The sequence below is a fragment of the Roseateles sp. genome (assembly GCF_044373315.1).
GTDB lineage: Bacteria > Pseudomonadota > Gammaproteobacteria > Burkholderiales > Burkholderiaceae_C > JACDQM01.
Genome location: NZ_JBILQK010000093.1, coordinates 1 through 12,090, shown reverse-complemented (window position 1 = coordinate 12,090; position 12,090 = coordinate 1). Strand labels below are relative to the sequence as shown.

The window sequence follows — 12,090 nt, the reverse complement described above, 5'->3', positions numbered from 1 at the left end:
GGGCTTCAGTTCATAGACCGACGAGAAGTCCACGTCGCGAGCGACATAGATGCCGACGAGGCCGCCTTGGTGCTGGTAGATCAGCGGCGGGATGTTGATCGTGCTGTCCAGCACCTTCTCGGCCAGCTTGCTGGTGTTTGCCGTGGTCGATGGCAACACGAGGGTGTCGGCCTGGCTGTCACGGGACTGGTTTTGGATGATCAGCTTGACGGAGTCATCGATCAGAGAAAGCAGCATTGCTGCGCCGATACGCTCTCTCCAGCGCTTGTCGATATGGCCATCAATGCCTGACTCGCCTAGCGGGCCAGTGCCGGGCGATTCGATGTCGACCGTGACACCCAGAGGCGTGCGGATTCGAGTCCACAGCACGGGGATGCGCACCGAGCCTGGCCGGACGGACGTGATGCGGTACTCGCCGTCTAGGTGCGAGCCGCGCTCGATCAGCAGCACGCGACCGTCTTCGCTGAAGACATTGCGCTGGACCTGGCAGCCGACCAGGCCAGACATCGCACTGATCACCTGGGTCTTCAGTGCGCAGGTGAAGGCCGCGCCCTTGGGCAGCGTCAAGCTGCGGTTGCCCAGCATCGACGCTGCCACCTTGGGGGTGGCTGAGCCTTGGAGCTGGCCACCAAACAGCGAGCCTGCCGGGGGAGGCGTGCTGACAGGGCCAGCGCCGGCCATCGGCGCAGCGTGCCCGTTTGTTGCCCGAGTTGCAGGGGCTGTGCCCCGGTCGCTTGATGCGTCTGCTGCTTGCGTCAGCTTGTCCAGCAGGCCCTGCAACTGGCGCTGATAGGCCTGCAGATTTCGGGATGTTGCCGCCATCGGATCCGTGAAGCTGGCTGTTTCGTGCGGCAGAGCCGCGTCTTTCGGAGGCGCTGCTGCAGGCATGCCGCGCCCGGCCGAATTGGGGCGGCTGGTGAGCAGCATCACCGGAGCATCCTCTGGAGCGGACTGTTTGGTATCAGCTTGAGTCGTTGGGCCGGTGCGCCTCACGCCGATCGGCTCAGCCAGTTCTTCAGCCGTTGGCTTGAGCGCCGGGATGCGCGGCGCGCTGTGCGGTTGGGGCATCTCCAGCTTGCGGGGCTCTGTTGACGCCGCCGTTGGCTTGTCACGCAGAGGCTTAGAGTCGTCGTTCTGCATGCCATTGGTGGCGGCACGCTGGACGCTGAAGGCTGCAACCATGCTCAGCGAAGCCACCAGCAGTGCGACGGCCAGCAGTCCTTTGCGCGACATCGCGACGGGCTGGCGAGTAGCGACATTGGGGATGCCAGGTTCCCCTGGAAGCGGCGAAAGCTTGTCGCCTTCGGGCCGAGTGTCGTCGGGCCTCATGGTGTGCGTTCCTTCGAGACATCGCTGCCATTTGTCTGCCCAGCCTTGAGCACCCGCTGCAAGCCTGGCACTGTCGTGCCCTTTGCCGGCGGCTCGCCGTCAAGGTCGAAGGCTTCGTTCCAGATTTCCACCACGGCCGAGCCCGCGCGCAGCATCAGGCGACGGCTGACACGGTCGACCACGAGCAGGTCGTCCTCCATGCGGGTATTGACCAGGGTCTCGCGACCATCGCCCAGTACATGGAAGACGGCCGGCACCTCCCGGTTGCCCGGAAAGCGCAGATAGGTGAAGCGACCGTCGTCGAAGACCAGCGTTGGCACGATGTCCTGCGAGCCTTTTCCCTCAGCCATCGAGTAGCGGCTGTTGACAAGCTGCGGCTTGGCGCGCAAGCGCTCGACGACCACCTGCTGCGCTGGCACTGGCGGCGCAAGTTCAGGCAAGGCGAGCAGGGGTGCCAGGTCCAGCAAGCTGGGGGCGGGCGAGGGCGAAGGCGCTGGCGCCAGCTGAGGGGGCGCCTTGATGACCAGACGGTAGACCGGAGGATTCGGGTCTTCGTCGGCCAGCACGATAAAGCGCAGGCTGTGCGTGCGGCGGTCGGTCACCACCGCCAAGTTGTTGGCCGCACTGGCTGTGCTCTTCGCCTTGACGAAGAGGTGGCGGCCACCTGCCTGGGCCGTGATGCACCATGTTGCATCGGGCTTTGCGCAGTCGCCGCCAAGGCCAGATGCCATCTCGGTGATGGATTCGTCGGCATCGAAGACCACCAAGCTGACGACGCCGCGCTTGACGGGCACGGTCACCACCGCATGAGCCTGGTAGACCAGCTCTCGCAGGCGCGGGTCTGACCTCTGCGTCGCGGCCGTCGCGCTATTGATGAGTGCTGCAGTCGTGAGGGCCAAGCAGTTCGCGACCTTCATGGCTTGGCTCCCGGCGCGGTATTGATCTCGGGGTCGGATCGATAGGCTGTGACGACAAAGCCGAAGGGGTTCTCCAGCCGATCGCGTTCCTTCGCCAAGACCTGAGGCTGGTACTGGAAAACAATGCTGGCGACATGCCTTGTCGTGACCTCGGGGAGATTGCGGTCTGGCAGACGCACCCGCTTGTCGTAGGTGACGGTTGCCTCGCCCCGGTTACCGGTTCGGCCGGACGCGGCTAGCCGCACGCTGATGATCTCGATGCGCCAATCCTCAGTGGCAGCGATCTTCTTTTGCAGCGCTCCTTCGCCCTCGAACAGCCGGCTGTAATCGGCAAAGACTGTTGGCACCGCCATTCGAGCGACCTGCTCGAAGTCGCGCTGCAGGAACATCCAGCTGTAGCCCTCGCGGGCCCGTACGAAGCTGGCTAGGTTGTGCTTGTCGAGTGCCTCCAGCGGTGGGACGGACTCGGTGCTGAGGCGCTGCTGGATGGTGGTTTCACCTGTCAAGCGATCCACGACGATGGGGACCTCAATCACACGGCGCAGCGGGCCTTGGACGAACACCCCCGCGATGCCGATCAGGCCCAGCGCCAGGCCAGCGATGGCCACCGACCAGGCCCTGCGCTCCGAGCGTTCCAGCATCAGCGCCCGGTCGACTTCCCAGGCGCGGTTGGCTCGGATCACAGCCGCAGCGTCTGCGCGATCCTCGTCGTTCGAAGTTCGAGAGGCATGATCCGGCAATGCGGCGGCTCTGCCTGGCATGAGGACAGCGTTCATGTGACTACCTCGGTGTTGTCGCGCGAGTTCTATAGACGGAACACGGCGCAGCGGGTCTGTGATCTGGGTGGGTCGCTAGCGCAAGTAGTCAGCGACTTTTCCTGTTCGGGTCAGCATCTGATACTGGCGCTCTCTCTCACGTGACCTTGCGATGCGCTCTTCGCTATCGGCCATGCCCTGCAGCATTTGCAGCTGCGACATCTCGTGCGCCAGCAGCGCGTTCTCGGCGCCGATGCGTGCCTGAATCTCCTGCACTGCCTTCTGATCGCTGGTGGCATCGATCTGCCCCATCAGGGCCTGGATCTGGTTCAGCCTGCCAGCGGCTGACTTCATCGCGTCTTGCAGCAAGCCTTTGTGCTGGTATGGCTGGGCGAGTGAGGCCTGGCACCGTGTACGGTCAGTGCCGCTCAGTTCCATGCAGTTGTAGACCATGCCGGAATCGCGCAGCGCTTTGGCCGTGGCATTCAGACCTGCGTAGCCGGAGTTGCTGACTGCGTTGATGAGGGTGTAAGACTCGGCTGGCACATAGTTCTTCAGCGAGGGGTTGTTGAACACGTTGCCGAGATTGCGGAGGCCGTTGATGCTGTCGAGCTGCCCTTGCAACTGGCGGATCTGCTGGACTTGGTTGTTGATCGCAGTGATGTCGTTGATGACCTGCTGGACGGTCTGGACAAGGTTGGCTGCGTCGATGACCGGGATGCCTTGCGCTCGGGCCTGGGTAGCGCCGAGCGCAAGTAGCAGGGCAACGGCGAACTGGTGACGGATGCGCATGGCTGGGCTCCCGTGTTGGTTGATGGCTATGGCTGTCAAGCTGCCCGGCCGCGTAGCGCGGCGAGCTTGTAGGCCGAGGTGCGCAGCGCGCCGGTGGCGCGGCCCGCCGCATAGGGGATTCCAGCGCCTGCCCGAACCGCGCCACTGGATGCAGTGCCTCCGCCTCGGGCATGGGAGCTGGAGCGCAGTCCCGAGACCGTCATGGTGTTCTGGATCACCTGAATCCCTTGCTGGATGGCTGCGCCGCCAGTAAGTGCCGAGGCGAGGCTGGGCGCTTGGAAGCAGAGGATGGCCAAGAGGATCATCACGACGCAGTACTTCAGGCTTTCGCCGACGACGTTGAATGTCGGGCCAGAGAAGCCGCCGTTAACCTGGATAGCCTGAACGAGCGCGTCGCCCATGAATGCACTGACGCCTAACGCGAAGAACACGAACCAGGTGAGCACTACTGCGTTCAGAACCAGTGAGAGCCAGCTATCAAAGAAGCGGGCAGTCGGACGCCATGCTACAAACAATATGAAGAGCGGACCGATGGCAATCACAAATGTCAGGAACAGCTTTGAGAGGGTCACAACGAACAGAGCAATGCATAGAAAGACCACGTTGCCGATCGAGCAAACCACCGCAGCGAAGAGAAGGTCAAGCCGTGTGAGTCCTGCGTCCTTCAGAAGGTCGAGCACCAGCTTGCTGGCCTCGTCGTTGAATTTGTCCAACAAGACATAAGGTGTGGTGACTGACATTGGGTCCACTGCGGCGGGCAGGAACGTTGTCGCCACGCCGGTTGCCAGCGCGTTCGCCGAGTCGGACACATTTGAGATGTAGAAGCCAGACTGCAGTGCGAACGCAAGGACCAGCCCGACCTTGAAAACCTTCCAGAGAAAGGTCGGCACCGTCTCCAAGACTTCGTTGCGTAAGACCGCCCAGCCGTACAACGTGACCCACATGGTCATTGCAGTCAGCGCGATGGGGGTGATGCCCGCCATAAGCGCGCTCACGACACCGAGTACATACGTGCTCAGGACCGCATCGAACTGTGAACCGACCCAGGCGAACATTGGACTTCTCCTGTCTACTGAACGGCGCTGATCGGATAGCCTCTGAGGCTAATGCACTTGCCGGTGATGTCTGGTCGCTCGCACTGCATCCACTCACCCTTGAGCTTCACGATCCAGACCCGAGAGCGTTTGGCGGTGCCGTAGGTCGACTCGCGGCAGTTCCCGGGCCTTGCAAAGACTTCGGTGCATTCGACAAGGCCGGATTGGCTTTCGAGCATCTTCCAGCCGCAGCCTGCGCAACCTGATTTCGCTGCGGGGCAGGGCGCGCCTAGAGAGGCGGTAGGAAGAGGTTGCGTCTCCGCCACCCTGCTCCCATCCGGCATTACCTGAAACGCTTCATTGCCCTTCACAAATTGGGCTCCAGCAGTCGCGGCTGCAAGCGCGGTCGAGACCAGTGCGAATAGACCAAGAACAGCATTCATGGCGCTCTCCTGGACGCTCTGAGCCTGCGATCCCGAACCTCTTGTAGCAGCAGGGGAAGCCACTGAAACGGATCGTCACCCTGCCGTTCGCGGATGTCGTCCAGCAGGGCGATGTTGTCGGTGGTTGCCGACAGGACGGAAATGAAGTCCTCCAGCCCGGTCAGGTCCAATTCGCAGATCGCGCTGGCTTGCCCCTGCTTTACCAGGAAGCTTCGTCCCCCCTGGGCACTGAGGCTGCGCACGATCTCGTACTCGGCCTGGCTTAGGCCAAAGCCTTCGACATATTCCTCGCGCAATGCTTCCGGGTTTGCCAGGAAGATCTTGGTGACGCTTTGCTCGATCATCGTGCGGCCGATGGGGTGGCGCAGTACGTCGGACGGGCTCTGCGTGTCAAAGATTCCAAGCCCGTTCTGCTTGCGGATGGTCTTCTGCTTTTGCTTGGCGAAGTCGCTAAAGATCTCGTGGTCCAGTGCCTTCCAGAATTCAGAGATCACGTAGATCAACCGCTCTCCATCGACCAGCTCTTGCATCACCTGCAGCAGGTACATCATCACCGGTGTCCGGACTTCCGGCAGGTCGAGGAACTCAGTCGTGTCGAAGCCGATGACCGCGGCATGATCCAGGTCGAGCATTTCGTCGTCCGCCTGGTCGAACACCCAGCCCAGAGCACCGCCCTGGCACCAGCGGCCGAGCCGTTCGAACAGGCTGTTCTCTCCCGCCTTCGGCAGGTTCTGCCGCACCGTCGAGAAGCGCCGCAGAGCCGTCGGCATCATCGCCACCGCGCGGACGGCGTCGGCGATCGCCCGCTCTTCGGCTGGCAGCAGCGGCATGGCCGGCGTCGCTATGCAGGTGCGGATCAGCTGCTCCCAGAACTGAATGCGCGCCGGGGAGGGCTCGCGCTGCAGCGGGTTGCAGCCAGTGGGCTTGCCCGCTTGCAGCGTGAAGTAGCGACCGCCGAGCGCACGGATTGCGATCTCGCAGCCGCGGTCCAGGTCGAACAGCACCAGACGAGGCGCCGGATCCCATTTACGCGTCAGCGTCAGCAGGAACAGCTCCAGCGTAGTCTTGCCGACGCCCGTGGAACCAATGATCAAGGTGTTGCCCGGCAGCTTCTTGTCGGCGGAGTCTTCACCCTCCGGGCTGCTGTGCAGGTTCAGGTAGAAGGGCTGACCAGAGGGCGTACGCAGCAGGGCCAGCGCCTCGCCCCAGGGGTTGTTGTCGCGTTTGCCGCGTGCAAAGTTGTGGCCGCTGGCCAGCGCGGCGAAGGCGCGAGAAGACAACTTGGCGTCCCGAGGGCGCCATTGCCAGTTGCCGGGCCACTGTGCAAACCAAGCAGCGTCGGCAACCAGATCGACCGGCGCCATCTGCAGGCTGGATGCTTCGCCCACCGCGCCGATCGCTCGTGCCGCACGGCGTCCGGCGTCAGCCACGCTGTCTTGGCCTTGCTCCCCGAATACCACCAGGCTGTAGTGATACTCGCCCATGCAGAACTGCCCGTCCCCCAACTCATTGAGTGCTACATCCATCTCGGTGATCTGGCTGGCCACCACGTCGTCGCTGGCGATCAGCTGGTCGCGCTGCAGCTCCAGTGCGCGCATGGCTTCGCGCCGCGGCAGGATCGAGAAGCTCTGGGTCTCGATGAACTCGCTGGCCTCGTAGAGCAGGGTGTTCAGGATGCCCGGCTCCACGGCGTCGGCGTATTCCTTGATGTCGACCAGCGCCGCGTAGCGCCGCTGCTCTCCATAGCGCAACTCGAGCTTGTCGCCGCCGAAGGACAGGCGTGTCGTCGGCAAGGTCCGGTAGAGCGGGCCTGCTGTCATTGGTACAGCTCGCCAGCATCCGTTGACCAGGTAACCCAGGAACTCGGCCACTTCGGAGTAGGTCCGTCTCCCCTGATCCCGGACCCCAAGCAAGTGCGGCCCGAATCCGCGCAGCACCCGTTCCACCAGAGCCGAGCGTTCTTCCATGACGCGCAGCGCTTCTGACTGCGCCTCGCACATGGTGGCCAGCGAGCGCTGTGTCGACTGGAGCGCGCGGCTGATCCGAGACGCAGTTGGCCGATAGACCAGGGTCAGATAGAGCTCATTGCTCATCATTGGACGCTCGCCGAGCTTGGCTTGGTAGGCGACAGACAAATCGCGCGCAAATCCATGGGCCCTGGGGTGCTTCAGCGTGTCGCTGACGATGCGGTGCAGCCGGTGTGTCCATACCGCCCAATGGCCACCAGCCAGATTGCGCAGCAGACTGCACAGAGCCTCATGCCGCTCGGCGACCAAGTGTTCGTCGGCGCACTCAAAAGCCACACCTTCCAGGCGCCACACCCGAAGGTATTCGCCGCCGCGTGTGATCACGTCATGCGGGCTGATGAGCGACGAGAACGGTATGAAGCGAGCCAGCGGGTTCTCGCCTTTGGCTTGGGCCCAGTAACGTGGGCGCAGCCTTGGGCGGGTACCGGGGTTGAGCGCGTCGCTGGCATTGCGGCCATCAGGTGTGCCAAGCATCTCGTGCTCCCCGGTAGAGGGTTGGCGCATAGCTGCGCGCCTGCCAAAGGCGGCGGTTCCGGTCGTTCAGCCGCAACTTCAGCGCGACGAAGATCTGACGGAAGCGTTGGTCGTCTCGTGCAGTGACGAGACGCATGCACAGCAGTGCTGGCACCCAGGCCAGCACAACTGCCACTGCGAGCCATCCGCTCAGGAGGATGCCGCCCCACATGATCAGCAGCATGCCGCTGCCGAACAGCAGCACCAGCGGCACCAGCGGGATGCCCAGCTTCATGGCCGGCCGGGTGGCGCCTTTGTATATGGCTTCGGGCTGCATGGTGTGCTCGGCTCAGGCGACGATGAAGCTCGCAAAGGCAGCAGCTCCGCCGACCAGGGTGCCGCCGATCAGGACATTGGCCACATCGGCTAGGCGCGCGCCCTGGAAGATCATCTTGAAGCCGGCCCAGATGATGGCGATGGTCACCACTGCGACCGAGATCGTCACCAGGATGGCGTTGATGTTTGTGACCGTGGTGTTGATCTTCTCGAAGCCCTGGGCCGCTGCCCAGCGGGATGCCAGCAGAAGCGTCACAGTGATTGCCTTGCCAGCGTGCGAGACGAGGCTTGTGCGGAAATTCGGGCGCATATGAGCACCTCCCTGTTGTTTGCGGGAACGTGGTTGTTTGGATATGTCCGGGCCGCTGAAGTGGCCTTGCGGTGGCGTCTACGGCGGCGCGCCTGGCATGGCGCGGGCCACACGACGCACATAGCCGTGGCTGAACCCGGTCGAGAAATTCCCGCTGTAGTAGCAGGACAGGGCGCGACGCAAGGTGACTTGGTCCTGGAGTTGCTCGTTTGGGGAGGCGCGCTCGGCGCACTCGATCAGCACGGCCTGCATGGCTCGAAGGTTCTCGCAGGGCTCGATGGCAGTTGACAGGGTGAGGCCCAGTCGAGCGAAGTTGCTGGCGTTGATCTGAGCCAAGCCGACGCTGAAGTTCCAATTGCTGGATTGCAGCGCGCGAGCCGTGGCGAGTGCTTCGGCCCGATGCCGCGGTTGCCTTGCCAGCGCACCGCCGAGCACGCCGATCGCCCAGGGGTTGAATCCGCTTTCTACGCTGACCAGCGCGTGGGCCGTCCCGACATGGACTTGCGGTGCGCAGGCCATGGCCAGTGCGATGAAGGTGGCTGCATCCATGGCGCAGTGCCTCAGTTGCCCGGCTCGACGGGCGGTGGTGGTGGCAGGGCAGCGCGCCAAGCGATGTATTCGTCATCGAAGCGCGTGTCCCAGTGGCCGAGCTGGGCTTTGGCCGCTGGGCTGAACTCGGTGACCGTATCGCCATCGAACATCCACCAGGTCCGCGAAAACACGGAGCCATGGAATGAGACGGTGACTGAGCCGACGTAGTCGCAGGTGTGGATGGGCTTGCTTTCAGTCTCGATGAGTCGCGTGTACTGTGGCGGGCAGTCATCGGGTGCGGCGGCCCAGGCGTGGCTGGCGGTGTTGCCACCGCCAGCCATGTTGCAGGTCGGGAACAACTTGCCGCGAGCGAGGTCACGCAGCAGCTGGCGGATCGGTGGCACGCACTGTGGGATGGCGCGCCAGCTTGGCGCTGCAAGGCACAGCATCACCAGGCAGCCATCCACGGCGCGGGCCGGCGTGCTCGCCGCGAGCAGCGCAGCGAAGGGCAACGCAAGCGCAGCGGAATAGGCCGTCCGGCTGATTCGCTGTGCTGAGCGGCAGCAGCGCGGTTCTCCACGGGTGCAGGCTGACATGGCGGGTCCTGATGTCAATTCAATCAAGTGGGCGACGTGTCAGGTCGTATGGCGGCGTCCTGTGTGGAAACTCTAGTTTTCGGAGCGACCTTCCTGCGTGATGACTTCAGGCAAAGATTCAGCGGATCGTTTTCGAGATCTCCCTGCTAGCGGTCATGTGACAGGCCCATCCTCAAGCTGGAGGACGCCCGCAGGGAAGTACCGGATACGCCTGCTGCGGCCGAGCAGGCACGCTGAGGACTTCGGCACTTGGGCTTCAGCCCAGAGGAGTGACCATGACATCGGTGGTGATCACGGGCAAGCGCTACCTGACAAAGCCCGAGGAGGCCGAGAAGTTCGGACCGTTCGAGCGCACCTATCTCGCCGAGGGCGATTCATGGATGGATTCAAGCGCCTGGAACCAGGGGTCCTTGCCTGAGTTCCTGGTGCGCGGCTTCAACCGGAGAGGCCGCAGCCGGCTGATCGTCAACATCTCCACGTCCGGGCACACGCTCACCAAGATCGTGGACATGATGAACGACGAACTGGTGTGGTGGCTGAACCAGGGGACGTACGACGCCTTGCTGTTCAGTGCGGGTGGCAACGACTTCATTGACGCAGCCCGCGACGCGCCGCCCGGCCAGGGCCTGTTGTTTGACATGCGGGGAAAGCCCATGCCCGCCAACGGCTATGACTGCGTGAACCCGGCCGCATTGCAGCGTCTTGTTGACTACCTCAATGTCAACTTCGCGGCCATCTACCAGGCGGTGCGCAGCAGCGGAAAGAACGCTGCCACGCCCATCTATCTCAACGCTTATGACACGCCCCAGGCGCGCGATGCACCAGCCATTCGCGATCTTGCAGGCCCTTGGCTCTACACCGCATACACCAAGAACGGGATCGATCCAGCGCTGTGGGACCAGCTGACGGCAGGCATCTTCAAGGACATCCTGCACACGATTACTGCTTGGGCCGACGGCCGCTCGGGCGTGCATGTCGTGCCGACGTCAGACCTGCTGGACAAGGCGGTGCCGGGATCGACGGGCGACAGCAAGGACTGGGTCAATGAGATCCACCCGAACAAGAGCGGGTGGAAGAAGCAAGTGGAAGCCTGGCTGCCCTTGCTGAGCTGAGGCCATCCAGAGCACAAGGGCAGAGCGGGGCCATCGAGCCCTCGCCATGGCTTTCAGGGCGAGTACGCTTTGCGCTGTCCCTGCAGCAATGGCCGGTCCAGTTGCTGACTCAGATAGTCGATGTCTCTGTCGGGCACGCCACATGCCTTGAAGTGAGCTTTCCAGGTGTCGACGACCCTGGCTACTTCTTCAATGATCGCTTCGGCTTCATTGGGTGCCAGGCCGAACTGGCTCGCCTGTGACAGGGCATTGGCGATAGTTGAGTCATGCCCTTGCGCACCTAGACGCATCTGCTGGTAGCCCAGCGCTTGGCCTGAAGGAAGAGCATCGTATGCCGGTGAGAGGCGGAGCGCACCGGTGTCATCGGCCAACAGGGCGTGATTGCGCTCGTGGTCGTCGGTGTTATCCATCAAGACATTGAACACAGCGCGGCGGAAGACTTCGTGCATGTCCGCTGTTCGTGCCTGGGTGTCCACGGCTCCTCGGCGTCGCAGCAGTTGCGCCAATTCTGGGTAGCCCAGCGTCTGCCCCGCAGCCTTGAGCGCAACGTTCGCCGATAGCGCGTGGACGCGTGCCTGCCCTATGCGGTCGAAACGTTTGATCGCTACCGCGTGGCGTCCCTTTGTCCATCCGGCCCAGGGTGGGCTCTGACACGCCAATGCGGTCCGCCCAGGTCATCATCGACTCGCGCCGGCGCTTGCGCGCGATGGCGAGGTTTTCTCCGAGTTGCTGCAGGTGGGCTTGGGCAGCAACAGGGAGTTGGTCGATGGCTGAAGAGCGCTTTGGCATTCATATATGTTGGCTTATCGCCGGAAAACACGATCCATATGAAATGTCAGGCCGGGTTGGCTAGCTCTTGCGGGAGGTGGCGACGATGCCGATGTGCCGGGCTGTGTGTGGGCAGACGGCGGCGCCCCGGCGGCCCTGGTGTGGCTCGCCGAGATGGCCAAGCCGCAGGCCTGGAGGGGGCTGGCCGGCAGCCAACATGAGCCCCAGCAGCTTGATCAGCGCACGGCCGCAGCAAACTGGGCTTCGGCGTGGCTCAGCAGTTCGGCATCCAGTTCGAGATAGCGGGGCGAGCCAGGTTCGCTGAGGTAGGCCGACCAAGCGCTGGATGTGCAGGCTTTGGCGCCGAGGCCGCGGTTGAAGATGGTCAGCGCCACTGCGGTCGACAGGCCGGATGCTGAGACGAGTTCTTGCAGGCGTGCGTTGGTGGAAATCTGGGGCATGGCGGAATCGTACCGGGTGCTCGTTGCCAGGATGGAGCCATAGCCGCATGGTGAAGCGGGGGAATGCTGCTTTGCAGCGTTATGGAGAGCTTTCCATAACGCTGCCTATGCGCAGGCCGCAACTATGCGCAGTTGATTTGGGGATGCCGGCGTCCCTTGAGGTTCGGCGCGGCGTTCCGGTGGGTAGTCCTACGAGGAACTGGACATAGTTTCTCGGACCACATTC

14 protein-coding genes are annotated in these 12,090 nt (G+C 63.2%); 1 reads left to right on the top strand and 13 read right to left on the bottom strand.

Annotated features, from left to right (window positions below; translation table 11 throughout):
• The 11 genes from virB10 to ACIQ67_RS16565 form a co-directional block, all read right to left on the bottom strand.
• Positions 1 to 1,329: type IV secretion system protein VirB10 (gene virB10, locus ACIQ67_RS16615; RefSeq protein WP_397535490.1), on the bottom strand; the 1,329-nt coding region annotated here is incomplete at its 3' end.
• Complete coding sequence (locus tag ACIQ67_RS16610) at positions 1,326 to 2,246, bottom strand: TrbG/VirB9 family P-type conjugative transfer protein (RefSeq protein ID WP_397535489.1); 921 nt, start codon at positions 2,244 to 2,246, stop codon at positions 1,326 to 1,328. The genes ACIQ67_RS16610 and virB10, both read right to left, overlap by 4 nt.
• Positions 2,243 to 3,022, bottom strand: coding sequence for a virB8 family protein (locus tag ACIQ67_RS16605; protein ID WP_397535488.1), 780 nt, complete (start codon positions 3,020 to 3,022; stop codon positions 2,243 to 2,245). The genes ACIQ67_RS16610 and ACIQ67_RS16605 overlap by 4 nt, the downstream gene beginning before the upstream one ends.
• A 75-nt stretch (positions 3,023 to 3,097) precedes the next feature.
• Positions 3,098 to 3,793 (bottom strand): P-type DNA transfer protein VirB5, encoded by a 696-nt coding sequence (virB5, locus tag ACIQ67_RS16600; RefSeq protein WP_397535487.1) that lies wholly within the window; start codon positions 3,791 to 3,793, stop codon positions 3,098 to 3,100.
• A 35-nt stretch (positions 3,794 to 3,828) separates the two neighbouring features.
• The gene (locus tag ACIQ67_RS16595) at positions 3,829 to 4,848 is read right to left on the bottom strand and encodes a type IV secretion system protein (RefSeq protein WP_397535486.1); all 1,020 of its coding nucleotides are present in this window, start codon (positions 4,846 to 4,848) and stop codon (positions 3,829 to 3,831) included.
• A gap of 14 nt (positions 4,849 to 4,862) precedes the next feature.
• Complete coding sequence (locus ACIQ67_RS16590) at positions 4,863 to 5,270, bottom strand: hypothetical protein (protein ID WP_397535485.1); 408 nt, start codon at positions 5,268 to 5,270, stop codon at positions 4,863 to 4,865.
• Entirely contained in the window at positions 5,267 to 7,771 is a 2,505-nt protein-coding gene (locus tag ACIQ67_RS16585) for a VirB4 family type IV secretion/conjugal transfer ATPase (RefSeq protein WP_397535484.1), read from the bottom strand. Before ACIQ67_RS16585 ends, ACIQ67_RS16590 begins: the two co-directional genes overlap by 4 nt.
• The gene (locus tag ACIQ67_RS16580) at positions 7,755 to 8,087 is read right to left on the bottom strand and encodes a type IV secretion system protein VirB3 (RefSeq protein WP_397535483.1); all 333 of its coding nucleotides are present in this window, start codon (positions 8,085 to 8,087) and stop codon (positions 7,755 to 7,757) included. The genes ACIQ67_RS16585 and ACIQ67_RS16580 overlap by 17 nt, the downstream gene beginning before the upstream one ends.
• 12 nt (positions 8,088 to 8,099) lie before the next feature.
• Entirely contained in the window at positions 8,100 to 8,342 is a 243-nt protein-coding gene (locus ACIQ67_RS16575; RefSeq protein ID WP_397535482.1) for a TrbC/VirB2 family protein, read from the bottom strand.
• 132 nt (positions 8,343 to 8,474) lie between these two features.
• Complete coding sequence (locus ACIQ67_RS16570) at positions 8,475 to 8,945, bottom strand: lytic transglycosylase domain-containing protein (RefSeq protein WP_397535481.1); 471 nt, start codon at positions 8,943 to 8,945, stop codon at positions 8,475 to 8,477.
• Positions 8,946 to 8,956: 11 nt separating this feature from the next.
• Complete coding sequence (locus ACIQ67_RS16565) at positions 8,957 to 9,523, bottom strand: hypothetical protein (protein ID WP_397535480.1); 567 nt, start codon at positions 9,521 to 9,523, stop codon at positions 8,957 to 8,959.
• A gap of 275 nt (positions 9,524 to 9,798) precedes the next feature.
• Between ACIQ67_RS16565 and ACIQ67_RS16560 the strand changes: the two genes are divergently transcribed.
• The gene (locus ACIQ67_RS16560) at positions 9,799 to 10,635 is read left to right on the top strand and encodes a hypothetical protein (protein WP_397535479.1); all 837 of its coding nucleotides are present in this window, start codon (positions 9,799 to 9,801) and stop codon (positions 10,633 to 10,635) included.
• A 53-nt stretch (positions 10,636 to 10,688) separates the two neighbouring features.
• On the opposite strand, the gene ACIQ67_RS16555 is transcribed toward ACIQ67_RS16560, so the two are convergent.
• On the bottom strand, positions 10,689 to 11,294 hold the full coding sequence (locus ACIQ67_RS16555; protein WP_397535478.1) for a type II toxin-antitoxin system HipA family toxin: 606 nt from the start codon (positions 11,292 to 11,294) through the stop codon (positions 10,689 to 10,691).
• 345 nt (positions 11,295 to 11,639) lie between these two features.
• Positions 11,640 to 11,864, bottom strand: coding sequence for a hypothetical protein (locus tag ACIQ67_RS16550; protein WP_397535477.1), 225 nt, complete (start codon positions 11,862 to 11,864; stop codon positions 11,640 to 11,642).
• Between the last annotated feature and the right edge of the window lie 226 nt (positions 11,865 to 12,090).